This is a genomic window from Kitasatospora sp. NPDC024654 (genome assembly GCF_055559155.1).
In genome coordinates this window covers 1,199-25,080 of record NZ_JBVHLF010000067.1, presented here as the reverse complement: position 1 = coordinate 25,080, position 23,882 = coordinate 1,199, and the positions used below count along the sequence as shown (strand labels likewise).

General features: G+C 71.8%; 21 protein-coding genes and 2 pseudogenes. 10 read left to right on the top strand and 13 right to left on the bottom strand.

Annotation, left to right across the window (positions count from 1 at the left end; all coding sequences use genetic code 11):
• Positions 1 to 221 precede the first annotated feature (221 nt).
• Positions 222 to 464, bottom strand: a complete 243-nt coding sequence (locus ACZ38L_RS29475; protein ID WP_465698891.1) for a hypothetical protein — start codon at positions 462 to 464, stop codon at positions 222 to 224.
• A gap of 155 nt (positions 465 to 619) precedes the next feature.
• Here ACZ38L_RS29475 and ACZ38L_RS29470 point away from each other — a divergent pair, with 155 nt between their 5' ends.
• From ACZ38L_RS29470 to ACZ38L_RS29450, 5 genes are all read left to right on the top strand, one after another.
• Entirely contained in the window at positions 620 to 1,402 is a 783-nt protein-coding gene (locus tag ACZ38L_RS29470; protein WP_465698889.1) for a hypothetical protein, read from the top strand.
• Positions 1,403 to 1,641: 239 nt separating this feature from the next.
• Positions 1,642 to 2,307: an SCO family protein gene (locus ACZ38L_RS29465; protein WP_465698887.1), complete on the top strand. Its 666-nt coding sequence runs from the start codon at positions 1,642 to 1,644 to the stop codon at positions 2,305 to 2,307.
• Positions 2,304 to 2,768, top strand: coding sequence for a copper chaperone PCu(A)C (locus ACZ38L_RS29460; protein ID WP_465698885.1), 465 nt, complete (start codon positions 2,304 to 2,306; stop codon positions 2,766 to 2,768). The genes ACZ38L_RS29465 and ACZ38L_RS29460 overlap by 4 nt, the downstream gene beginning before the upstream one ends.
• A 120-nt stretch (positions 2,769 to 2,888) precedes the next feature.
• The gene (gene efeB / locus ACZ38L_RS29455) at positions 2,889 to 4,076 is read left to right on the top strand and encodes an iron uptake transporter deferrochelatase/peroxidase subunit (RefSeq protein ID WP_465698883.1); all 1,188 of its coding nucleotides are present in this window, start codon (positions 2,889 to 2,891) and stop codon (positions 4,074 to 4,076) included.
• A 183-nt stretch (positions 4,077 to 4,259) separates the two neighbouring features.
• The gene (locus ACZ38L_RS29450; protein WP_465698881.1) at positions 4,260 to 4,784 is read left to right on the top strand and encodes a hypothetical protein; all 525 of its coding nucleotides are present in this window, start codon (positions 4,260 to 4,262) and stop codon (positions 4,782 to 4,784) included.
• Positions 4,785 to 4,951: 167 nt separating this feature from the next.
• On the opposite strand, the gene ACZ38L_RS29445 is transcribed toward ACZ38L_RS29450, so the two are convergent.
• The 3 genes from ACZ38L_RS29445 to ACZ38L_RS29435 all read right to left on the bottom strand — a co-directional run bounded on the left by ACZ38L_RS29445 (position 4,952) and on the right by ACZ38L_RS29435 (position 7,672).
• On the bottom strand, positions 4,952 to 6,652 hold the full coding sequence (locus tag ACZ38L_RS29445) for a chloride channel protein (protein ID WP_465698920.1): 1,701 nt from the start codon (positions 6,650 to 6,652) through the stop codon (positions 4,952 to 4,954).
• A 262-nt stretch (positions 6,653 to 6,914) separates the two neighbouring features.
• Positions 6,915 to 7,151 carry a hypothetical protein gene (locus tag ACZ38L_RS29440; protein WP_465698926.1) on the bottom strand — a complete coding sequence of 79 codons (237 nt, stop codon included), beginning with the start codon at positions 7,149 to 7,151 and terminating at the stop codon, positions 6,915 to 6,917.
• Complete coding sequence (locus tag ACZ38L_RS29435; RefSeq protein WP_465698879.1) at positions 7,061 to 7,672, bottom strand: HAD family hydrolase; 612 nt, start codon at positions 7,670 to 7,672, stop codon at positions 7,061 to 7,063. The genes ACZ38L_RS29440 and ACZ38L_RS29435 overlap by 91 nt, the downstream gene beginning before the upstream one ends.
• A 143-nt stretch (positions 7,673 to 7,815) precedes the next feature.
• On the opposite strand from ACZ38L_RS29435, the gene ACZ38L_RS29430 reads away from it, so the two are divergent.
• A complete protein-coding gene (locus ACZ38L_RS29430) occupies positions 7,816 to 8,613 on the top strand; it encodes an ISL3 family transposase (protein ID WP_465698877.1) in 798 nt (265 codons plus the stop codon).
• A 638-nt stretch (positions 8,614 to 9,251) separates the two neighbouring features.
• Here the strand turns inward: ACZ38L_RS29430 and ACZ38L_RS29425 are convergent.
• Positions 9,252 to 10,670, bottom strand: coding sequence for an arylsulfotransferase family protein (locus ACZ38L_RS29425; RefSeq protein WP_465698875.1), 1,419 nt, complete (start codon positions 10,668 to 10,670; stop codon positions 9,252 to 9,254).
• Positions 10,671 to 11,268: 598 nt separating this feature from the next.
• On the opposite strand from ACZ38L_RS29425, the gene ACZ38L_RS29420 reads away from it, so the two are divergent.
• Positions 11,269 to 11,556, top strand: a complete 288-nt coding sequence (locus ACZ38L_RS29420) for a transposase (RefSeq protein WP_465698918.1) — start codon at positions 11,269 to 11,271, stop codon at positions 11,554 to 11,556.
• 121 nt (positions 11,557 to 11,677) lie between these two features.
• On the opposite strand, the gene ACZ38L_RS29415 is transcribed toward ACZ38L_RS29420, so the two are convergent.
• The 8 genes from ACZ38L_RS29415 to ACZ38L_RS29380 all read right to left on the bottom strand — a co-directional run bounded on the left by ACZ38L_RS29415 (position 11,678) and on the right by ACZ38L_RS29380 (position 20,529).
• Positions 11,678 to 12,028, bottom strand: coding sequence for a universal stress protein (locus ACZ38L_RS29415; RefSeq protein ID WP_465698873.1), 351 nt, complete (start codon positions 12,026 to 12,028; stop codon positions 11,678 to 11,680).
• 633 nt (positions 12,029 to 12,661) lie between these two features.
• Complete coding sequence (locus ACZ38L_RS29410) at positions 12,662 to 12,784, bottom strand: hypothetical protein (RefSeq protein WP_465698871.1); 123 nt, start codon at positions 12,782 to 12,784, stop codon at positions 12,662 to 12,664.
• Positions 12,766 to 13,095, bottom strand: coding sequence for an SPW repeat protein (locus ACZ38L_RS29405; RefSeq protein ID WP_465698869.1), 330 nt, complete (start codon positions 13,093 to 13,095; stop codon positions 12,766 to 12,768). The genes ACZ38L_RS29410 and ACZ38L_RS29405 overlap by 19 nt, the downstream gene beginning before the upstream one ends.
• A complete protein-coding gene (locus ACZ38L_RS29400; protein WP_465698867.1) occupies positions 13,092 to 13,673 on the bottom strand; it encodes a trehalase-like domain-containing protein in 582 nt (193 codons plus the stop codon). The genes ACZ38L_RS29405 and ACZ38L_RS29400 overlap by 4 nt, the downstream gene beginning before the upstream one ends.
• Positions 13,674 to 14,004: 331 nt before the next feature.
• Entirely contained in the window at positions 14,005 to 15,132 is a 1,128-nt protein-coding gene (locus tag ACZ38L_RS29395) for an enolase C-terminal domain-like protein (RefSeq protein ID WP_465698865.1), read from the bottom strand.
• On the bottom strand, positions 15,129 to 15,665 hold the full coding sequence (locus ACZ38L_RS29390; protein WP_465698863.1) for a DUF1360 domain-containing protein: 537 nt from the start codon (positions 15,663 to 15,665) through the stop codon (positions 15,129 to 15,131). Before ACZ38L_RS29390 ends, ACZ38L_RS29395 begins: the two co-directional genes overlap by 4 nt.
• Entirely contained in the window at positions 15,662 to 18,745 is a 3,084-nt protein-coding gene (locus tag ACZ38L_RS29385) for an FAD-binding and (Fe-S)-binding domain-containing protein (protein ID WP_465698861.1), read from the bottom strand. The genes ACZ38L_RS29390 and ACZ38L_RS29385 overlap by 4 nt, the downstream gene beginning before the upstream one ends.
• Positions 18,745 to 20,529: a thiamine pyrophosphate-requiring protein gene (locus ACZ38L_RS29380; RefSeq protein ID WP_465698859.1), complete on the bottom strand. Its 1,785-nt coding sequence runs from the start codon at positions 20,527 to 20,529 to the stop codon at positions 18,745 to 18,747. The genes ACZ38L_RS29385 and ACZ38L_RS29380 overlap by 1 nt, the downstream gene beginning before the upstream one ends.
• A 358-nt stretch (positions 20,530 to 20,887) precedes the next feature.
• Between ACZ38L_RS29380 and ACZ38L_RS29375 the strand changes: the two are divergent.
• The 3 genes and pseudogenes from ACZ38L_RS29375 to ACZ38L_RS29365 all read left to right on the top strand — a co-directional run.
• Positions 20,888 to 23,212, top strand: a pseudogene (locus ACZ38L_RS29375) (type IV secretion protein Rhs); the annotation flags it as partial.
• Positions 23,107 to 23,349: pseudogene (locus tag ACZ38L_RS29370) on the top strand (RHS repeat-associated core domain-containing protein); the annotation flags it as partial. The pseudogenes ACZ38L_RS29375 and ACZ38L_RS29370, both read left to right, overlap by 106 nt.
• Positions 23,350 to 23,352: 3 nt before the next feature.
• Entirely contained in the window at positions 23,353 to 23,745 is a 393-nt protein-coding gene (locus ACZ38L_RS29365) for a hypothetical protein (protein ID WP_465698924.1), read from the top strand.
• Positions 23,746 to 23,882 lie beyond the last annotated feature (137 nt).

The following is a 23,882-nucleotide window of genomic DNA, read 5'->3' as shown; positions in this document are numbered from 1 at the left end:
AGCGGCTCCCATTCGCCCGCTGGCAGACGGGGCAGCGAAAGTCCTCGTAGACGTCCAGGGCGTGCGGCACGCCGGGCCTTCCGTAGACGACGACCGTTCCGTCGGATCCTGAGCATTCACGGGGACGACCAGCGGCTTCGCTGTGGCACTCGACCCGCTGCCGGCAAGGGCGATGCTCAGCCAGGTGCCGCCGGCCAGCGCCACGAGGACGGCCAGGGCCATCAGCCCGACCCGGCGGCGGGCGGCCGCCTGTTCCTGGCGCCGGAGCCGAGGATGAAGACGGTGTTCAGGGCGAATTCGAGCGGGACGAGCACGGCGGCGATCGCGGCGAAGCCCTGCTCCGCCCCGGAGAGCCGGAGCGCCAGCAGCAGCACACCGACACCGGCGGCCGTCACGGTGGCGACCGAGAGCGGCACCCCTGCGACCAGGATGTGGCCGCCCGTGGACAGCTGCAGTGACACCACGGCGAACACCGCCGCGCGCACCGCTGACGACCGCTCCGTTCCCCACGGCGGAGGAGTATGCCAGCCGCCACCGCGCGGCACAGCGCCCACCGGGGGCGCCCCCTGGGCCCCTGCCCCGAGTGCGCTGAAGGGCGGGTGGCAGGATGGCTGGCGCGATGACCGTCCCCGTGCGAGCTGCCGCCGACGTGAGACTGCTGAGAGCCGCGGTGTTCTCCGCCGTCTGCGTCACGCTGTCCGCCGCCGGGCACGGCATGGCGTCCGGTACCGCCGTCGCGCCCGGCGTTCTGGTGTTCGGCTGGGCCGCGACGATGCTCTTGGCCGCGCCGCTGGCCGGCCGGGAGCGCTCGCTGCCCGGTATCGCGGGCACCCTGCTGGTCGGCCAGCTGGGCCTGCACCTGGTGTTCGCCCTCGGGCAGACCTGGACCGGCCAAGCGACGGCGTCCCGCGCCGGGATCGTCGGCGGCGCCCTGCCCCAACTGCTCTGCAACGGCGACCGGTTGCACCTGAGCCCGGAGCAGGCGGCCGAGCTCGTCCGGCAGGCCGGCCTCGACCCGGCCGCCCTGGCGAGCGGCATGCCCGGGATGAGCACCGGCACGCACGGCATGCCGCTCGCGATGCTGCTGACCCCGTCGATGCTCACCGCGCACTTGGTGGCCGCCGTCGTGCTGGGCTGGGTGCTGCGCCGGGGCGAGGCCGCGCTGTGGAGCGTGTGCCGGCTCTCCGCCTACGGCGCCGGCCGAGTCGCCTCACTGGCGTCGCTGACCGCCGTGCTGGCCGCCGTCCGCGCGCTCGCTCTGCTCACGGCGCTTCTCGGCCGGCAGGACGGCGGCCCGGTGCGGAGGCACCGCGAGGACGGCGTCCCGCGGCGACCGGAGTCCCTGGCCCTGCTGCACTCGGTGATCCGGCGGGGACCGCCCGGAGCCGTGTTCGCGGCCTGACCGGCCGCACTGACGACACGGCGGTCTCGGCACGCCGCGCACCACTCCGCGTGCCTGACCGACCGGCCCGCACCCCGCGCGACGTCCTGGGGCATGCCCGAACCCGACATGCCCGCCTGCGACATGTCCTTCGCGACGGGACGCCGCGGGCCGCCCTCACCGATCCGCGCCGTCATCCGGCCGTGCCCGCCGCGTGTGCCGGGCTGGCCGGACGACGCCCCATACCCCGGAGTTCCTCCATGAAGTCCCTTGCCCCTCGATCGCGCCGTCTGGCCGCGGCCGCGGTCCTGGCCGCCGCGGCCCTCGCCCTCACCGCCTGCGGCGGACCGGCCGCCACGAGCGCCGCGGCCGTGGTCTCGGCACCGCCCTCCGACCCCGACGGCGGCGTCCACCTCGACCGTCCGTTCGCCAAGCCCGCCCTGGTCCTGACCGACAACCACGGCCAGCCCTACGACCTGGTCAAGGAGACCACCGGCAAGCCCACCCTGCTCTACTTCGGCTACACCCACTGCCCGGACGTCTGCCCCACCACGATGGCCGACCTCGCGCTGGCCAAGCGCGCCCTGCCCCAGGCCGAACAGCAACAGCTGCGCGTGGTCTTCATCACCACCGACCCCGACCGCGACACCCCACAGCGCCTCGACCAGTGGCTCGCCTCCTTCGACCCGAGCTTCGTCGGCCTCACCGGCGACTTCACCGCCATCCAGGCGGCCGCGCGCGGCCTCGGCGTGGCCGTCGACAAGCCGGTCGAGGAGCCCGACGGCGACTACACGGTGACCCACGGCGCCGAGGTCCTCGCCTTCTCCCCCACCGACGACAAGGCCCACACCCTCTACACCTCCGACGTGTCGGCGCAGCAGTTCACCGCCGCGCTCCCGAAGCTCATCAAGGGGCAGGACCAGTGAACTCCCTGACCACCGCCGCCGGTTGCACCCTGCTCGCCGCCCTGCTGGCCGGCTGCGCGGCCGCCCCGGCCGCCCAGCCGGCCCCCGCCCGACCGGAGTTGAAGGTGACCGGTGCCTACGTCCCGCAACCCCCGCTGGCCGACATGGCCGCCGGCTACTTCACCATCACCAACACCGGCCGCGCCGCCGATCAACTGACCGGCGTCACCAGCGACTTCGCCACGGACGTGTCCATGCACCGGACCACCGCGGCCGACCAGATGCAGAGCGTCACCTCCTTCACCATCCCCGCCGGCGGAACGCTGGTGCTCAGCACCGGCGGAAACCACCTGATGCTCATGGGCCTCAAGAAGAAGCCCGCGGTCGGCGACACGATCCCGCTCGACCTGCACTTCGCCACGACGGCACCGATCGCCGTGCAGGCCCCGGTCGAACCCATGGGCTACCAGCCCCCGCACTGACCGCACCGCCCGCCCACCCCGCGGGGCCGTCCCCCACGAGCCGGCCCCGCGGGGCCATCGCCGGCCCACGAACGATCTGGCACAGACATGACGCAACCTCACCAACCCTCCCGCCGAGCCATGTTGACCATCACCGGCGCGGCCGCAGCCCTCAGTCTGGGCACCGGCGGCGCGCTCGGCCGCGCGACGGCGGCCACCCCGCAGCCGCTGACCGCCCTCGGCACCACCGCCGCCCCCTTCCGCGGCACCCACCAGGCCGGCATCACCACCCCGCTCCAGGCCCACGGCCACCTGGTCGCCTTCGACCTCGCCCCAAGCACCGGACACGCCGGGGCGGCCGCCCTGCTGCGCCGCTGGTCGGCGGCGGCCGAGGCGATGACCGCCGGCCGCCCGCCCGCCGGCGACAACCAGATCGCCCTCGACGCCGGGCCGTGCTCGCTCACCGTCACCTTCGGCTTCGGCCGGAGCTTCTTCATCCGGACCGAACTCGAAGCCCGCCTGCCCGCCGCGCTCGTGCCGATCCCGCCGTTCCCCGCCGACGCGCTGGACCCGCGGCGCAGCGACGGCGACCTGTGGCTGCAGATCGGCGCCGACGACCCGCTCGTCGCCGTCCACGCCCTGCGCGTCCTGCAGAAGGAGGCCTCCGGCACGGCGGCGCCCCGCTGGCAGATGACGGGCTTCAACCGCAGCCCCGGCGCCACCGCGCGTCCGCGCACGGTGCGCAACCTGATGGGCCAGCTCGACGGCACCGGCAACCCCCACCCGAGCGACCCCGGCTTCACCGCGAAGATCTTCGTACCCGACAACACCGGCCCGCAGTCCTGGATGAACGGCGGCAGCTACGCGGTCGTGCGCCGCATCCGGATGCTCCTCGAGCCCTGGGAAGCACTGCCCCTCGACCAGCAGGAACAGGCGATCGGCCGCCGCAAGGCCGACGGCGCGCCGCTCACCGGCGGCACCGAGACCACCCCGATGAACCTGGACGAACTCGCCCCCGACGGCACCCCGGTGATCCCCGCCGACGCCCACGCCCGCGTCGCCGCCCCCGCCGCCAACGGCGGCGCGACGATGCTTCGCCGCGGCTTCTCCTACCACGACGGCTACCTGCCCGACGGCAGCCCCGACGCCGGACTGCTCTTCGTCGCCTGGCAGGCCGACCCGTCCCTCGGGTTCGTCCAGGTACAGCGCAAGCTCGACAGCGCCGACCGCCTGAGCCGGTTCATCCGCCACGAATCCAGCGCCGTCTTCGCCGTGCCCGGCGCCGCCGCGCCGGGCGAGTACATCGGCCAGCGCCTCCTGGAGGCCTGACACCGCCTCCGGGGCCGCCTCGTCGGCGAGCCGGCCGACAGCCTGCGATCCACGATCCGAGATCCGACAACGAAAGACACCCTGATGAACATCGCGGCCACCCCCGCCCCGACCGTGCCAGCCATGCCGCGCATGGACGGGAGGGACATCCGACATCGTCGAAACTTCTTGCATAATGCAAAAATGATGTCCTCGCTGCCCCGCCTCGCCCGCCCGATAGCCGTCTCGGCCGCGCTGCTGGCCCTGACCACCGCCTGCGCCGGGACCCCGGCCGCCCCTCCCGCGCCGACCGCGGAGGCCACGAATGCCCCCGGGGCGCCGGCCCCCGCCACACCCGGCTCACTGAGCGTCCTGGCCTCCGGAGTCGACCTGGCGATCACCGCCGCGGCCGTGCACGTGGCGGCCGACGGGACGGACGAGCTGACCATGACCGTCCGCAACAGCGGCAGCGTCCCCGAACACCTCGCCATGGTCACCACCCCCGGCGGGAGCCAGGCCACTCTCCAGAACGCCGCCGGCGACACCGACGGCTCGCTCTCGGACGCCGGGATCCTGCTGTCCCCCGGCAGCATCACCGCCTTCGGCGGCCAGGGCCCGCACGTCCTCCTCCACGGCGGGCATCCGACACCCGGCCAACTCGTGTCGCTGACCATGGAGTTCGGTGTCGTCGGCCTGGTCCACCTGCAAGCCCCGGCCATCGCGGGCTGAGCCGGGTCGCCGCGCGGGCAGCCCCTGTACGCCCGCGCGGCGACCCGGCTCCGGCGATGCCCCCGAGCCCGCCCGACCCGGGCCACGGAACCGCGCCGGATGCCCGGGGCCTCCCGGGGCGTCCGGTGCTGCGGGCGGGCGGCCGGCATCGGCCGCCCACCCCGCCGTCACGGTTCGGGGGACTCCTCCGTCGTGCGGGGGCTATGCAGGGCGGTGAGGACGGACTGGTGGGTGATCCAACCGGCCAGACGGGTGTGGGAGGGATCCAGGACCGGCAGACCGGCACCCTCCCCGCTGACGAGGGCGTCGAGCGCGTCGGACAGGTCGCTGTCGGCGGTGACCAGGCCGGGTCGGTGGGTGATGGCGGCCACCGTGGTGGCGTCGTGCGTGCCGTCGGCGAGCATCTCGGCCGCCGCGCGGGCGGTGGCGGTGCCGAGGTAGTCACCGTGAGCGGTGAGGATCGGCAGCACGCCGTGCGGGGAGGAGGCCAGCACGTCCGCGGCCTCCGCGAGCGGCATCGTCTCCTCCAGGGCCGCCGGCAGCGCCTCCATCACGGCGCCGACGGTGATCCCGGCGAAGCGGGCGCCCGGGGGCTTCTCGTCGAGGTCGATGCCGCGCCGGCGCAGCTTAAGGCTGTAGATGGTGTCGTGCGACAGGGCGCGGCTGACGCCGGTGGCGAGCACGATGGCGGTCATCATCGGCAGGATGATGCTGTACTCGCCGGTGAGTTCGAACAGGATGATCACGGCGGTGATGGGGGCGCGGGCGGCGCCGGCGAAGACCGCGCCCATGCCGATCAGGCCGTAGGCGCCGACCGGACCGGTGATCCCCGGGGCCAGGTGCTGGGCGGTGGCGCCGAACGCGGCACCGAGCATGGCGCCCATGAAGAGCGAGGGCGCGAAGACGCCACCCGATCCCCCGATGCCGATGGTGAGGCTGGTCGCGGCGATCTTGCCGATGAGCAGGAGCAGCAGGAATCCGATCACGTACTTGCCGTTGACGGCGTTCTCCAGCACCGGGTAGCCGACGCCGTACATCTGCGGCAGCAGGAGCAGCAGGCCGCCCAGCAGCAGCCCACCGGCCGCCGGGCGGGCCCACTCGGGGCCGTGCCAGGCCCAGTCGCAGGCGTCCTCGATCCAGTACAGGATGCGGGTGAAGCCGACCCCGACGACGCCGGCCAGCACGCCGAGCAGCGCGAAGAGCAGGTACTGGGAGAGGTGGTGGACGCCGAAGGCGGGCAGCTGGAGGAAGGGTGTGTTGCCGAAGGCGGCCCGGCCGATGACGGAGGCGACCACGGAGGCGAGGACCACCATGCCGAAGGACTCGGCGGTGAAGTCGCGCAGGATCAGCTCCATGGCGAAGAACACCCCGGCCAGCGGGGCGTTGAAGGTGGCGGCGATCCCGCCGGCCGCGCCACAGGCGACCAGGACCTTCATCCGGTCCTCGGCGACCTTGATCAGCCGGCCCAGGGTGGAGCCGAGCGCCGAGCCGATCTGCACGATCGGCCCCTCCCGGCCCACCGACCCGCCGCCGCCGATGCACAGGGCGGAGGCCAGCGACTTGACGACCGCGACCTGCGGCGCGATCCGCCCGCCCCGGCGCGCGACGGCGTACATCACCTCCGGCACCCCGTGCCCACGCGCCTCCCGGGCGAAGCGCTGCACCAGCGGCCCGTACAGCAGCCCCGCCACCACCGGGGCCAGCAGCACGAACCAGTGCCCGAGGAACGGGACATGGGGGTTCGCGGCATGCCCGGCCGCCGAGTAGTCGGCATGCCCGGACAGCAGCAGCGTGAAGGTCCTGATCAACCAGCGGAAGGCGATCGCCCCGACGCCGGCACCCGCACCCACCAGCAGGGCCAGTGCCAGGAGGCCGCCCTTGGTCTCACGCAACGCCGACAGGGCTCCGGGCAGGCCGCGCTGCACACGCGGCGCGGCACGGGATGGGAGGGAAGGGGAAGGCTCTGCTGTGCTCATCATATTTGCATTATGCAATAAAAATCTTTGCTCTGTGCAAGATCCTCTCGACTGCTGAGACGCGCAACACCGGATCACCGCGCCGACGGCAGCCCGGGCCGGCACTGGTAGCCCCGTTCTGGAACCCCACACGGTGCCGGGCCCAGCGAGCGTGTCAGGGGCTCGGGTGCAGGCGTTCTTTCAAGTGGCGAAGGAAGCGTTGGTGGTGCTGGAGCTGGTGGTCGAGGTGGCGGTACACGGCGAGTTTGGCCCGGTCCTCGATGAAGACCCAGGCGATGGCGTAGGCCCACACGAAGCCGATCAGAGCCCAGCTGATGGGGGTGACCAGGCCCAGGCCCAGGCCGACCAGGAGGGTGGCGAGCACTTTGGTGCCGAGGGCGGACCAGAGCATGGCCGGCGCGGGCCAGGGCCGGGCGAGGAACGGGCCGCGGCTACGGGCGACGAACAGAGTGCGGGGGCGTCGTTGACGTCGTCGCCGGTCATGCCGACGATGTGACCCTTGCTCTGGAGGGCTTTGACGATGGCGTACTTGTGCTCCGGGAAGACCTCGGCGAAGCCGTCCAGCGTCTCGATGCGCGTCACGTCGGCTTCACCGAGCTGCCGTTGCGGGTCGCGGCCCAGGAGGTCGCCGGCGGGCACGATGGCGCGGCCGAGTCCGACCCGGCCGGCGATTTCCCTGGCGATGGCCGTGTTGTCACCGGTCAGCATTTTGACCGCGGTGCCGTGCTCGGTGGCGCGGCGGATGGTCTCGGCCGAGTCCGCGCGTGGTGGATCGGACAACGGCAGCAGCCCGAGGAAGCTCCACGGGCCGTCGCCGTCGCGGCGGGCGACCCGAGGGCCCGGTAGCCCGCGGTGACGAGGCGCTGGACCGCGTCGCGGGCGCGGGCGGCCGCGACGTCGTCGAGGTCGCACAGCCCGAGGGTCGTGGCTGACGATCTCCTCCAAGACCTGTGGCTCCGCCAGGCTGCCGGCGTCGCGGTCAACACCCTGACCATCCACGCCGACCGCGTAACCGTCCACGCCGCCACGACCGGCGAGGAGGCGGGCTGTCCGTCGTGCGGAACCGTCTCGACCCGGGTGCACAGCAGCTACGTGCGGCGGTGGACGACAGCGCGGCGGGCGGGCGTCGGGTGGTGGTCGAGTTACGGGTCCGCCGGTTCCGCTGCCGTGAACGAGCTTGCCCTCGAGCCACGTTCGTCGAGCAGGCGGCGGGGCTGACCTTCCGTCACGGGCGGCGGAGCCAGGGCCTGCAGGCCGCGCTGCAGCAGCTCGCCCTGGCCCTGGCCGGCCAGGCCGGCTCTCGCCTGGCCGAGACCTTCGCGGTCCCGGTGAGTCGTTCCACGCTCCTGCGGCTGATACGCGCCCTGCCGGATCCGGCGCACGCGGTGCCGCGCGTTCTGGGCGTCGAGGAGTTCGCCCTGCGCAAGGGCCACGTCTACGCCACGATCCTGGTTGACATCGAGACCCGCCGCGCAGTCGATCTGCTGCCCGACCGCACGGTCGAGACCGTCCGCTCCTGGCTGGCCGACCGCCCAGGGGCGAAGGTCGTCTGCCGCGACCGGTCGGCCTCCTATACCGAAGCCGTCCGGCTCGGCGCCCCGGACGCCATCCACGTCGCCGACCGGTTCCACCTGTGGCAGAACCTCGCCGAGGCGGTGGAGAAGACCGTGCTCCAGCATCGTGCTCTGCTGCCCGAAGCGGCCGCTCCGGCCGAGCCAGCTCCGGCTGTCGCCTTGGCGGTCGTCAGCTCCGAGCCCCGCCGGACCGGTCGGCTGTCCAACCGGGCCCGCGAACAGCACGCCGCCGTCCACAGGGACGTGACCAGCTGGATCACCGACACCCCGACAAGGTAGGGCCTGTAGGGGTCGAGGATGCTGGTGCGTCCTGTCCAGCGGCCGACCAGCAGCTCGTCCGGGTCCTTCGCACCGGCCAGTCGGCGAACTGTGTTGCGACTCGCGACGGCAGACCTCGGGTGGTCCGGCCGGTTGGGGGGTGACGTCGATCACGGGGAGGCAGGGGTCGCGTCCGAGGCTACGGCGCTTGAGGGGGCAGGCGGCCGACCAACCACGGATGAGCCCCACGACGACCAGGGCGAGAAGCGCGATCAACACCGGACGGCTCCGATCAGGATCCACGGCCCGGAGGAATGGTCTCACCTACGGAGTCCGGCTTGGTACCCACGAGGGCATGATTGCTCTTCGTAGTGACTCAACGAGGAAGGGTCCGCCTCGTCAACGCGGAAGTCATCGCCAGTCGGTCAGTCCCAGCTCTGGCGCCGCAGGTCGGATAGGCCGAATCCGGCGCGCACCACGGGCCGCGACTGTCACGACATCGCTCGACTGCCGCCCTGGTGTCCGTTCCTCGCTTCCCACGATCAGTCGTCACGACCCGCCACCCCTGCGCCCACTCGTGCTGGACCATCGGGCGGCGAGCTTCGGCGGCCGGCGAGGAGCCGCTGTCGGTGCAGGCCGTCACATGGAGCAGTCCGCCGTCAACTGGAGCGGGTCACGACGTGGGACGTCCCGATGACCTCCCCCTGCGCGTTCAGCGCCCTCACTTGGAAGTACGGTCCGGGGTCGTCCGTGGTGACGGCCGTCTCGAAGCCGGTCCGATCGGCGTGGTCGACGACCACCGACAGGGAATGGGTGTCCGGACCGGCTAGCACCTGCCACGCTGTGGTCTGCGTCGAACCGTTCCAGGAGGCGTAGACGATGCTCCGCCCGCTGTCGGTGCGCGCCGCCGCGCTGGGCGGGTACCACGGCCTGCCGACCCATTCGTGGCGGAACGCCCGGTACGAGATGTCGGATCCCGGCATCATGGCGTCGTAGAGCAGGTTCTTCGAGCCGTCGCCCTGGGTGTTCCCGGCACCCCGGTACTCCGAGTAGTAGGACTCCTGCCCCCAGCCGACGAACTCGTCGCCATTGGTGAGTGCCTGGGTGTCACCCTGGGACGCCGCGTACAGCCCCGGGGCGTGGTAGTAGGTCCGCGCCACGGTCGCGCGGTGGTTGGGGAGGTCGAGGTCGAGGATCAGGCCGTGCGACTGCTGCTCGGGGGTGCCGCCCGGCTGGTCGCAGCAGCCGTCGTCGAACATGCTGATCCGGTTTCCCGGCCGGAACCGGGCATGGTGCTGCCAGTAGAAATCCGCGTTCGGGCCGAAGCTGAAGTCGCTCTTCTTACCGCCGAGCTGCCAGCGGATGTCGCCCGTCCGCCGCGCGACGTCGTAGACCGCCCACATGTCCCGGGCCGAGATCAGCAGTTGGCCGTCCGGGCCCTCGTCGACCGAGTTCACGTGGAAGGCGTCCCACACCCCACCGGATGACGACGCGGAGGAGGCCGACACCTCGGAGTCCGCCGGGTTCAGGTGGTCCAGGGCGTCCCACGAGAAGACGAGCTTCCCGGTCGCGAGATCGACCTCCTGGACCTCACTGTCCTCGATGGCCCCGTTCTTCGGCCCTCCGTACGGGGTGAGGTCCATCGGGACCGGCTTGGACGCGATGAACAACGCGGTCCCCCGGCGCGTCAGGAGGAATTCGTGGAAGTCCGGGTAGAAGCCGTGTCGGGCGAAGACCGTCCTGAGCAGGCGGTAGCGGTCGTCGTAGACGTAGTAGCAGCCGCCCGGCTCGGGGGCGCCGCCGGGCAGGTTGGTGTAGTACGGGGGAATCGCGATGGTTCCCTGCCAGAACGTCAGCACCGGCTGTTCGGCGCCGGTCCGGGGGTTGCGGTACGTCTGAACCCGGAAGTCGCCGTTCTCGAGGTTCGCGACGGGCAGCGGCCGGAACCAGACCGGATCGCCGGAGTCGTCGAGCATCAGTGACCCGGTCTGGCCGACCGGCTGGGTGAGGTTGTACGGGGCGACGAAGACGTCCCCAGGAGCCGTGCCCGGTCGTCGTGTGGTCACGGTGACCCGCATGGGACGCAGCTTCGGCGCGGACACGAAACTCCAGACATCGCTGCCGGAGGTGATCGGTGGCGGCACGCTCGTCGCCGGCGGGGCGGGGCGGGTCGCGCAGCGGGCACCGTCCCACCCCATCGAGTCCGACGCCGCAGACGTGCCCGCCCCGAGCGAACCGAGTGCCCCGGCTGTCACCATCACCGTCGCGACCGCCGTCCAGCGACGCCAGGCACCCGTAGCTACCGGCACGCCCCTGCTCCTCTGCTGCCCACCTGCACGGAATCGGAGCGACGGCCCCACCGTCCCGGCCGTCCTGCCCGGACGCGGCGGGAAACCGGCGCTCTGCACGAGGGTGTACCGGCCTGCGGCATTCGCCCCGGAGGCTCTCGCCCTCGGTGACCGGTATGGCCCACAGGTGGCACCCGAACAGACCAGACGACCAGCCGCCGCCGAGGGTGTGTCGCCCGCGGTGCGGGCTGCCGAAGGCACTCTGAACAGCGACGTGGGAAATGATCTCTCAGATCGGGGGAAGTGAGGCGGTTGCATCCGCCGATTTCCGCAGGCTATCGGATTCTGTCGGTTGGCCAAGACGCGCAGCAGCTCCGCCCGAGTCCCAGTGCTGGCCACCACCGCCGAGCACGTCAGGGCCTTCGCCGAGCTGATGAACGACCGCCGCGGACGAGAGCTCAAGGACTGGATCACACGCGTCCAGCAGGACCAGGTCCCGGCCCTTCGCAGCTTCGCCAACGGTCTCCTGCAGGACCTCGACGCGGTCGTCGCCGGCCTGACCATGAGCTACAGCTCCGGCGCGGTCGAGGGCCACAACAACAAGATGCTCAAGCGCCAGATGTTCGGCCGCGCCAACTTCGACCTCCTGCGCAAACGCGTCCTCCATGCGGCATGAGGTCGCCGGTCGTGGCGGCGTGGACGGTTACGCGGTCGGCGTGGATGGTCAGGGTGTTGACCGCGACGCCGGCAGCCTGGCGGAGCCAGAGGTCTTGGAGGAGGTCGTCAGCCACGACCGTTCATGATCGTGGTTCCGGTGACGCTCCGTGGCTCTGGCACGGAAAGTGATCCAGAACCTTCCACGGGGGACCGCCGACCTGCCGGCGCAGTCGCGCGAGCGAGGCGGACAGTGCCTGCTTTGTGAAATCGAGCCGTTGTGGGAGGCGGCCGTCGTCGATGTCCGGCATGTCCATCCATTCGAAGCCCGAGGGCTGGCTGGGGCCGTAGCGGTAGGCGTAGACGACCCGCAGGCCGGTGCCGCGCCGTTGAGCCTCGCTCAGGGCGAAGGCCACAGCCTGCTCGGCGTTGGGTGAGCCGTCCGTTCCGACGACGACCGGCCGGGCCGGGGAGCGCGGAGGAGTGACGGTCATGGGATTCTCTCAGGGGTTCGGTGGACACTGGTTGCCGGTCCCGCTCGACGGGTTCCGACGCGAGGACGGTGGTTCTTTCACACGGTCGGCGTCGTCGGTCGATAGGGCGCTGCGGGCCGCGACGGCTGGGTCGGCGCGGTCCCGCCGGACGTGGTGCCTGCATCCCCGAGCCCGGCGACGACCTGCCCGAAATAGGGCTCTCCTGCCGTATGTGTGGGTGCGCTGATCTACGGCTGGACGTGAAACACGCCGTCCTCTCTGATCCTTGAGGTGTCGAAGCCCAAGTTTGATCAAGGCGGCGCCGGCGGTGGCGATGTCGCGTGCGTACGTGGTGAGGGCGGTGAACCGCCTGCGCCGCCCCGCCGACGAGTCCTTGCATCAGCCCCCGGTTTCCCGATGACCGGCACTGCTGCCGACAGCGCGGTCCACCACTCTGCGCATCTGGGAAGCGGCGCCGGTGCCGACACACCGTCAGCGATCAGCGACTGGTGACGGGGCCTGGCGAGCAGCCCGGCCGTGGAGGCTCCGCTGCCGCCACTCCGGACGAACCGAGTCCTTCCGGCGCCCGACCGCACTGCCGGACCGGAGCGACCACCACCTGTGCGTCGGAGGCGATCCCGACCTCCCCGGCCGTCAGCGGCGGACGCGGGCGGCTGCGCCCATCGCGGCCATGACGAGTGCCAGCAGCACGCAGACGCCTCCCGCAGCGGCGTTGCTGGCAATGGTGACGGGGGTGTTCACGGGGCCAGAGACCACCCATGGGGCGATGATGGTCCAGATGCCGACCCCAGAGCGCCCCAGCTCAGGCCGTGCGTGCGCTCGTACGCGGAGCCCAGACCGGTCGTCAGCAGGGCGAACGCGATCCCGGCGATGAGGTTGGTGACGGCGAGCGTGTGCAGGCCCTCGAATCCGACGATCCAAGCCGATGCCGCGAGATACAAGCCGGCGAGAATGCTCACGCCCTCCACCGCCTGGGCGGCGCCACTCGAAACGACCCGTTCGGAGCGGGCGCGGAGCGCGACGATATCCGGATGATCTTCGATCTTGTGTGAGGCCGGCGCGGTCATGACCGCGCCTCCTTTCGGTGAGTGCGGGCGCGCTGCTGGCGCCACGCTGGAGCGGTTGCCCAGACACCACGCGTCGATTCATTGCATGGCGCAAAGGTCTGGGTGGGTCGGAGATCCGGCGATCCGTACGGCGATGCTGGCGTCCGCAGAGCCTCCGTGGCAGCCGCTCGAGCAGGGCCGCGGTGGCGATGATCGCGGCGAGGCCGGTGAGCATTCCGTGGAGCGGCGGGCCGGGGCGGGCGATGCCGGAGGTGATCAGCAGGGCGGTGGCCGCGGCGGCCGGGGCGGGCGAGGGCTTCACGGCATTCCACGATCCCGCCCGTGGTGACCCAGCGGCTGCGCCAGATCAGACCGCCGGCCTCGTAGTAGCCGCCCCACACGTACGGGCCGGCGGGGGTGACGGTGAACCAGCCGGGACCACCGATCAGGGCGGCGAAAACGGCGTCGCTGTCCCAGCCCGGTGCGCACATCCACACGATGTCGCCGCGCGGGCCGACGAGGGCGCCGCGCCGACCGTCGGCGAGCAGGGCATAGTCACGCAGCGCGTGCGGGGCCGGGGCTTCGGCTGACTGCGGCACGCGGGTCTCCCTGCGCTAGCGGTCCGGCCGCGGCACCGGCCGGGCCGCGGCGGGGGCGGGCGACCGGGGGCCGGGGCCGGGCCGGGTGGGGGCGGTGGCACCGGGTCGGGTTCGAGCGGTTCCGGTCCCGGCGGCGGCACCGGGTCCGGACCCAGCGGGTCGGGCCGGGGTCCGGGGGCCGGGCCGGGCTGTGGACCTCCCGGTGGCGCGGGGGTCGGCGCGGGTGGCACCGGGTCGGACCGGGTGGCGTCCGGCCGGAGGTCGCCTGGGCTCGTGCTGGTCATGGTCGTCTCCTGCGGGGTGATCGGCTTCGGCTTGCGGTGGTGGCCTCTCAGTCGCGCACCGCGGCGGCGGTGCGGCCGTGTCGTTCGAGGACGTCGTCACGAGGGGTCAGGCCGTGGCCGGGGGCGCCGTCCGCGCCGGGCCGGAGTTCACCGCCGGTCGGATCGAGGGTGCCGTCGAAGAGGAGGTTCTCGATGCGGACGTGGTCGTGGAACCATTCCAGGTGGCGCAGGTTGGGCACGGCGGTGCCGGCGTGGGCGTGGACGTGCGGGGCGCAGTGGCCCGACAGGTCCAGGCCGTGGGCTTGGGCGAGGGCGGCCGCGCGGAGCCAGACGGTGATGCCGCCGCAGCGGGTGGCATCCGCCTGGAGGCAGTCCACGGACGGGGCCATGGCGGCGAAGTACGGGAGGGTGAATCCGTACTCGCCGGCGGCCACGTCCGCCGCGGCGGCGGCACGGACCCGGGCGAGGCCGGCGAGGTCGTCGGAGGAGACCGGTTCTTCGAACCAGCGGACGTCGAAGTCCCGGAAGCGCTCGGCGAGCCGGATCGCCTGCTTGGCGCTGTAGGCGCCGTTCGCGTCGACGTAGAGCTCCGCGGCGGGCCCGATGATCCGGCGGGCCTGCTGGACGCGGGCCAGGTCGTGGCCTTCCCGGGTGCCCCACTCCTCCCCGATCTTGATCTTGACGCGCGAGATGTGGTCCCGCTCGGTCCAGCCGCGCAGCTGCTCCTCCAGCCGCCGGTCGGAGTAGGTGGTGAAGCCACCGCTGCCGTAGACGGGCACGCCGCTGCGGGCCCGTCCGAGCAGGTCGGCCAGTGGGAGCTGGAGCAGGCGGGCCTTGAGGTCCCACAGGGCGATGTCGACGGCGGACAGGGCGTAGCCGCCGATGCCGGGCCGCCCGACGTTGCGCAGTGCGCGGTGCATGGCCTCGTTGGCGGCCGGCACGTCGAAGGCGCCGCGGCCGACGACCGATCCGGCCAGCAGGTCGGTGACGACGCCCGCGCAGGTGGCGGACCCGTAGGTCCAGCCGTAGCCGCAGGTGACCCCGGACCGTGCCTGGACGAGGACCATGGTGGTACTGGTCCAGGTGGCGGTGCCGTCGGCCTCCGGGGTGTCGGTGGGGAAGTCGAGGACCCACACCCGCAGACCGTCGACGGTCGGCGCCGGCCCGGCCGTCACGGTGCCTCACCAGCCGCGTGCTGCGCGGCGACGCGCGCGAACTGCCGGAAGTCGGCCGCAGCCAGGGCCGCGAGGGTGGCGGTGGCGAGCCGGGTGGCCCGGGGGGCGAACACGGATCCGGCCGTGAAGCCGGTGGCGATCCACAGACCGGTGCAGAAGGGGCAGCTGACCAGTTCGCCGATCGCCTGGCGGGCACCGGTACCGCGAACCTCCTCCGTCAGCTTCGCCGGACCGGCGGTGCCCTCGAAGTGCGTGAACGGTGCCCGCAACGGGCTGGTGACCGGGTCCTTGGCGATCAGGCGGCCGAGCTGATGAGTGGCCAGCGCGATGAGGGTGACGTCCCATGGACTCGGCTCGGGCAGCTTGCGTCGGGTGGCCTGGGCGGCGGCACAGGCGCCCAGCAGAGCGGCGGTGTAGGCACCCATGAGGCCGGTGTAGGCCGCGAGTGGGCGATCGGCGTCCCCGGCGCGGGCTCGGGCCTCGCGGTGCAGTCGTTCATACAGCGAGACCCAGAAGGCGTTGCGTGACTTCACGACGCCCTCCTCACGCGGTGGCGGGCGGCGAGAACTGCCCCCGCGGCCAGCCCCGTCAGACCGCCAACGGCACCTGCGGCCAGGAACCGGGCCGCCGCGGGGTGGGGCTGGGGGCGCGGGACGGCCCTCTCGGGGTAGTCGGCGAGTGGCGGGCCATCTAGCGCGAGGGCGAGGGCTTCGGCCAGGTGTACGGCCTGCCGTCCGGTGGCGGCCTGGTCGATCTGGGTGCGGCAGCTGAAGCCGTCGGCCAGGACGAAGGCGTCGGGGGCGGTACCGCGCACGGCGGGCAGCACGCCCTGCTCGGCGACGGCCCGGGACAGGTCGTAATGGCCTTGTTCGAAGCCGAAGTTGCCGGCCAGGCCGCAGCAGCCGGCGTCCAGCACGTCGGCGTCGAGGCCCGCCCGGCGCATCAGTTCGCGGTCCGGGTCCGCACCGAGAACGGCGTGCTGGTGGCAGTGCGTCTGCACGGTCGCCGCCCGGCCGAGCCGCGGTGGTCGCCAGCCGTCGGGCGCGTGGTTGACGAGCTGTTCGGCGAAGGTGCGCGTCTGCGCGGCCAGCCGCCGGATGTCCTGGTCGCCGTCGAGCAGGTCGGGGGCGTCGGCGCGGAGGGCGGCCGCGCAGGAGGGTTCGAGTCCGATGATCGGTGTGCCGGCCTCCAGCCAGGGCCGCAGCACGCGGGCGGTGCGCTTCAGGACGCGGCGGGCGGTGGCGAGCTGGCCGGTGGAGATCCAGGTCAGGCCGCAGCAGACCGGCTCGTCCGGCACGGCGACGTGGAAGCCGGCGTCCTTCAGGACGCGGACGGCGGCGTCGGCGATGTGGGGGTGGAAGTGGTTGGTGAAGGTGTCCGGCCACAGCAGCACGGTGCGCGGATCACGCGGGTCGGGCTCCGGCAGGCCGGCCCGCTGCCACTCGTGCTGGAACGAGAGAGGAGCGAACTGAGGCGCGTCGCGTCGCGGATCGATCCCGGCCACGCGCTTCCCGAGCGTGCCGAGGCCCGGCGCGTCGAGCGCGGCGTTGGCCAGTGCGGCCAGCCCTGGGCCGGTGCGAACCAGGTGCGCCCACAGCGGCAACCAGCCCATGGTGTAGTGGGCGGCCGGGCGCAGCCGGCCCTGGTAGTGGTGGGCGAGGAACTCGGCCTTGTAGGTGGCCATGTCGACGCCGACCGGGCAGTCGGACTTGCAGCCCTTGCAGGCCAGGCAGAGGTCGAGTGCGTCGCGGACCTCGGTGGAGCGCCAGCCGTCGGTGACGGGTGAGTCCTCGTGCCCGCCGAGCATCTCGAACAGCAGGCGGGCGCGGCCGCGGGTGGAGTGCTCCTCCTCGCGGGTGGCGCGGTAGGAGGGGCACATCACTCCGCCCTGGTGGGTGCGGCAGTTGCCGACGCCGACGCAGCGCAGCACCGCGCGCCCGAAGTCGTGGTCGTCGGCGGCGAAGGAGAAATGCGTCTGCTGGGGCTGCGGCCGCCAGTTCGCGCCCAGGCGCAGGTCGTCGTCGACGCGGTGCGGGTGGACGACCTTGCCGGGGTTCATCCGGTTTCGCGGGTCGAAGAGTGCCTTGACCTCGCCCATGGCGTCGACCAGGGGCTGGCCGAGCATCCGCGGGAGCAGCTCGCCGCGGGCCTGCCCGTCACCGTGTTCCCCGGACAGGGAGCCGCCGTAGGAGGCGACCAGGTCGGCCGCGTCGAAGAGGAACGCGCGGAACACCTCGACGCCCTTGCCCTCGCGCAGTTCGAAGGGGATCCGGGTGTGCACGCAGCCCTGCCCGAAGTGCCCGTACAGGGAGGCCTGTTGGTAGCCGTACCGGCCGAAGAGCCGTTCCAGGTCGCGCAGGTAGTCGCCGAGGCGCTCCGGGGCCACCGCGGAGTCCTCCCACCCCTCCCAGGTCTCGCGGCCGTCCGGCGGGCGGGCGGTCACCCCCAGTCCGGCTTCGCGGGCCCTGAGCATCTGCTGCTCCCGGGCCGGGTCGTCGGAGAAGGCGACGGTCGGGTCGTTCCGCTTCCGGCCGAGCGCGCGCAGCAGCGCGTGGGCCTGCTCGTCGGCCTCGTCCCTGGTGTCGCCGGTGAACTGGAGCAGCAGCCAGCTGTCGCCGTCGGGCAGGCGCTCCAGGGAGTCGAGATGGGCGTGCTCCTCGCGCATCAGCTGGGCCATGCGTCCGTCGATGGCCTCCAGTTGGGCGGGACTGCTGTGTGCGAGCAGTTCGGGAACGGCGTCCGCGGCGGCGTGGATGTCGTCGAAGCCGAGCACCAGCATCGCGTCGGCGGCCGGCACCTCGACCAGGTGCAGTTCCGCGCGCAGCACGGTCACCAAGGTGCCCTCGCTGCCGACCAGGGCCCGGGCCACGTCGAAGCCGTTCTCCGGCAGCAGGGAGTCCAGGTTGTAGCCGGACACCCGGCGCGGGATCTTCGGGTACCCGTGCCGGATCTCCGCCAGATGACGGCCGGTGATGTCCCGCAGCCCCTGGTACAGCCGGGCCCGCGCCCCGCCCTCGGCCACGATCCGCGCGTACTCGTCCTCGCCGGTGGCTCCGGCCCAGAAGCGGATGCCTTCGTAGCCGAGGACTTCCAGCCGGCGGACGTTGTCGACGGTCTTGCCGTACGCCTGGGCGGACGCGCCGCAGCTGTTGTTGCCGATCATCCCGCCCAGCGCGCAGTGCGAGTGGGTGGCCGGCTTGGGCCCGAACATCAGCCCGTGCGGGGCGAGTTGGCGGTTGAGCTGGTCCAGGACGATGCCCGGCTCGACGACACAGGTCCGCGCCTGCGGGTCCACCGAGACCAGGCGATGGCAGTACTTCGTCCAGTCGATGACGACCGCGGTGTTGGTGCACTGGCCGCCCAGGCTCGTCCCGCCGCCGCGCGACAGCAGCGGTGCGGCGAAACGGGAACAGACGGCCACCGCGGTGGCGCCGGCCTGCACGGTGCGCGGCACGACCACGCCGAGTGGCACCTGCCGGTAGTTCGACCCGTCGGTCGCGTACGCGCCGCGGCTGCCCGCGTCGAACCGGACCTCGCCGTCCACCTCCGCGCGCAGCGCCCGCTCCAGGCCCGCGAGGTCCACCTCGTCGCCGGTACCCCTGCCCTTCACCATCAGCTCCCGCCGCCGGGCAGGAACTCCTGGATCTTCGCCTTGACGCCCTGCTGCACCACCGAGGCCCGGTCGCTGTCACCGTGCAGCACCGCCGCGGCGGCGGACTTGATCTGGTCCCAGGTGGCGTGCGGCGGGATCGGCGGCACCGCCGGATCGGTGCGGAAGTCGATGACGAACGGCCGGTCCGCCACCAGGGCCTGGCGCCACGCCGGCTCCACGTCCTCGGGCCGCTCCACCCGCACCCCGTCGAGTCCGAACAGGCCGGCCACATCGGCGTACCGCACATCCGGCAGGCGCTGCGAGGGCTCGAACTGCGGGGCTCCCTGCATCGCGCGCATCTCCCAGGTCACCTGGTTCAGGTCGTGGTTGTTCAGCACCGCCACGATCAGGCGTGGATCGGACCACTCGTGGAAGTACTTCGCGGCGGTGACCAGCTCCGCCAGGCCGTTCATCTGCATCGCGCCGTCCCCGACGATCGCGATCGCCGGGCGGTCGGGGTGGGCGAACTTCGCGCCGATCACGTACGGCACCCCGGGGCCCATCGTGGCGAGGGTGCCGGACAGGGAACCGCGCATGGTGCCGCGCATCCGCAGGTGCCGGGCGTACCAGTTCGCCGCGGACCCAGAGTCCGCAGCTACGATCGCGTCCTCGGGCAGCAACCCGTCCAGGGCGTGCACGACGTACTCGGGATTGATCGGATCCGCCGTCACCTCCGCACGGCGCTGCATGACCTCCCACCAGCGCGCGGCGTTGTCCTCGACCGTCTTCCGCCAGGTGCCGTCCTGCTTGGTCTCCAGCGTCGGGATCAGCCGGCGCAGCGTCTCGCCGGTGTCTCCGACGAGGTTGACCTCGAACGGGTAGCGCAGGCCGACCATGGACGGGTCGATGTCGATCTGCACCGCCCGCGCCTGGCCGAACTCCGGCAGGAACTGCGTGTAGGGGAAGCTGGAACCCACCACGAGCAGGGTGTCGCAGTCCCGCATCATCTCGTACGACGGCCGCGTGCCGAGCAGCCCGATCGAGCCGGTGACGTAGGGCAGCGTGTCGGGAAGCACGTCCTTGCCGAGTAGGGCCTTCGCCACCCCGGCTCCCAGCAGCTCGGCGACCTGCTCGACCTCGGCGCGGGCATGACGGGCGCCCTGCCCGATCAGCATGGCCACCTTCTCGCCCGCGTTGAGGATCTCCGCGGCTTTCGTGAGATCCTCCTCGGCGGGGACGGGCGCGTAGCGGGCGACACCGAGGCTGGAGGGGACCTGCTTGAAGGCGTGCGCCGGCGGCTCGTACTCCAGCTCCTGCACGTCGGCTGGGACGATCACCGCGGTGACCGTGCGCCGCGTGGTAGCCACCCTCATCGCGCGATCCAGCACGTTCGGCAGCTGTTCGGGGACGGTGACCATCTCGCAGAACTCCGAGGCCACGTCCTTGTAGAGCGAGAGCAGGTCGACCTCCTGCTGGTAGGAGCCTCCCATGGCGCTGCGGTCGGTCTGCCCGACGATCGCCACCACCGGGACGTGGTCCAGCTTGGCGTCGTACAGGCCGTTCAGCAGGTGGATCGCCCCCGGGCCGGAGGTGGCGGCGCACACCCCGGTGCGACCGGAGAACTTGGCGTACCCGACGGCCTCGAAGGCGGCCATCTCCTCATGCCTCGCCTGGATGAACCGCGGCTCGTCCTCAGCGCGGCCCCAGGCGGCGAGCAGACCGTTGATGCCGTCCCCCGGGTAGGCGAAGACGTACTCGACCTCCCACTCCCGCAGACGCTGCAACAGATAATCCGCGACCTTCATCGTCCTGCTCCTCCTGATCCAGGTGCTGGCCGTTCGCCACGGCGTGCGTGGTCCCTGGCTCGGCTAACCGCTCACGCCATCCTGAAACCCGCACGCGTACCAGCCACCGGAGCCGGCCCGCTGCGCGAATGCGGGCAGTATCTCGGCGTCGTGACGGTCGCCCGGACAGGCGTGCCGGACAGGCTTCGCCGATGCCCCGCCTGGCCGTAGGCGCTTCAACGGCGTCGGCACCACGCGCACCCCGACCCTGAAGGATGACGACCACACCGTCTACACCTACCAGGCCGGCACGCACCTGATCACCGGCGTGCGCCAGCCCAAGTACTACGGTGACACGACCACCAGCCCCACCCCGGCCATGTCGATGACCTACGACAGCTCGGAACGGGTCACCACCCAGACCGACCAACTGGGGCGCACCACCACCTTCACCTACGGCCCCAGCGGCGCTCTGGTCACCGGCCAGACCGAGATCACCGACCCGGCCGGCAACTCCACCCTGGACACCTACCAGAACAACCTGCTGGTTTCCGAGACCAAGGGCTACGGTTCCGCCGCGGCGAGCACGGTCAGCTACACCTACGACCCGGTCACGCTCGGGGTCACCACGATCACCGACCCGAACGGCAACGTCGAGACCTTCGCCTACGACGACAACGGCAACAAGATCTCGTCCAGCGACGCCCGGGGCTACACCACCGACTACATGTACGACGTCGACAACGACCTGGTCTCGACTATCGACCCGACGGGCCTGCAGACCACCAACACCTACGACGCGGCGGGCCACATCGCCACCGCCTCCGGGACCAACAGCGGTGCCCTCACCTACGGCCTGCTGACCAGCACCAGCGTCCAGCAGATCGACCAGTCCGCCGAGCACATCGACGGAAACACCACCACCTACCCCGTCCGCACCACCAACTACTACTACGACTCGGCCGCCCACCCGGCCGACCGCACCCGCGTGGTCGACCCGAACGGCAACACCACCACCGCTGCCTACGACAGTGACGGTGACCGGACCAGCCTCACCGACGCGGCCGGCGACCAGACCAAGTACGGCTACAACACCGGCACCGGCCAGCTCAGCTCCACCGTGAGCCCGGACGGCGTCGCCGCCGGAACGGCCCCTGGCTGCGCCCCGCCTGCCACTGGCTGCACCACCTACCAGTACGACGCCTTCGGCAACCTCACCAAGACCACCGACCCGCTCGGCCACACCACCACCAACGCTTACGACGCCAACGGCGACAAGACCTCGAGCACCGACGGCAACAACCAGACCACTGCCTACGGGTACGACGCCGCCAACGAACAGATCACCGTCACCGCACCCGACCAGACGACCACGCACACCGACTACAACCAGGACGGCACCGTCGCCGACACCGTCGACGGAGCCGGCCACAAGACCAGCTACGGCTACGACGCCCAGGGGCGCCGGACCAGTGCGACCGACCCGGACAACCGCACGACCACGACCACCTATGACGCCAACGGCAACCGCCTGACCGTCACCAACCCGGCCCATCAGACCACCACCTACACCTATGACCCGGCCAACGAGGTCACCGCAGTCAGCTCCTCGGACAGCGGCACGCCTGGAGTCAGTAACATCACCTACGACCCCGACGGCCGGCGCACCGCGATGACCGACGGAACCGGGACGACCACCTGGACCTACGACAGCTTCGGCGACGTCACGAACCAGACCAACGGCACCGGATCCTCGGTGAGCTACACCTACGACAACGACGGCAACGAACTGACCGTCACCTACCCCGGAGCCCAGACCCAGGTCGTCACCCAGACCTTCGACAAGGCCGACCGCCTGGCCAGCGTCGAGGACTGGAACAGCCGGACCACCACGTTCGGCTACGACAACAACAGCAATCCAACCACCACGACCTACCCCAACGGCGACACGGTCAAGAGCAGTTATGACGGCTCCGATGCCATGAGCACCACCAGCCTCACGCAGGGCAGCACCACGCTGGCCTCGGTCGCCTACACCCGCGACAACGCCGAACAGGTCACCGGCCTCACGCCCACCGGACTGCCCGGCACCGCGCAGACCTACGCCTACACCACGGACGAACAGCTGAAGTCCACCACCTCCGGCAGCACGACCAGCCCGTACGCGTACGACGGCGCCGAAAACGCCACCACCGACTCCGGTGCGGCCCAGGCGTTCGACGCGGCAAGCCAGCTCTGCTGGAGCCTGCCGGGGACGGCGACCAGCTCCGCCGGGTGCACCGCACCGCCGACCGGAGCGACCACCTACACCTACAACACCGATGGCGACCGCACTACCAGCACCACCGCCACCGGAACCGCCAGCAACTACACCTACAACGCGGCCGACCAGCTCACCAGCGCCACCGGCCCAGGCGGATCCGCCAGCTACACCTACGACGGCCAGGGACTGCGCGCCACCAAGACGGTCGACGGCACGGTGACCGACTTCACCTGGAGCACCGGGACAACCCCGCACCTGCTGAGCGACGGCACCACGAACTACCTGTACGGGCCGAGCGGCACCCCCATCGAGCAAATCTCGGCCGGGGGAAGCCAGTGGTACTTCAGCGACGCACTCGGATCCACCAGGGCGCTCCTCAACACCGACGGCACGATCGGCGGCGCCTACGCGTACGACGCCTACGGCAACCTGCTCAGCTCGACCGGAACCGACAGCACCCCCTCCTCTTCGGCGGCGGCGGGTACACCGACACCGAAACAGGTTTCATCTACCTACAGGCCCGGTACTACGACCCAGCGACCGCGCAATTCCTCACCCAGGATCCCGCGTTCACCACGACCATGCAGTACTACGCGTACGCGGACGACAACCCGCTCAACGCCGTGGACCCCTCGGGTGACTGCTGGGGCTGGCTGAAGAGCACCGGCCACTTCGTATACGAGCACCGGGTCGCCATCGCCGGGTACGCCGTCGGTGTGGGATGCACCATCGCGACCGAGGGAGCCGGCGCGGCCATCTGCGTGGGCGTCGGAGGCTTCGTCGCCGGCGCGGTGGCCAAGATGGCCGGTGACAAGAAGGCATCGGTCGACCAGATCGCCAATGCAGCTGCCGACGGCGGTACCTGGGCCGGCTACGGAGGTGCCGGCACCCTGGCGGTGCAGAAGACCGCCGCAGCCGCGGTCACCGAGGTCGCCAGGGTGACGCAGGTCCTCGACCTACTGGACTTCCTGTAGCTCCAGTGGCCGTGGGGGGGGGGGGGGGGGGGGGGGGGGGGGGGGAGAGGAAGAAACAAAGAAAAACCCCCCCACCGCACCCCCCAGCCACCCCACCCCCCCCCCCACCCCCCCCCCCCCCCCACCCCAAACACACC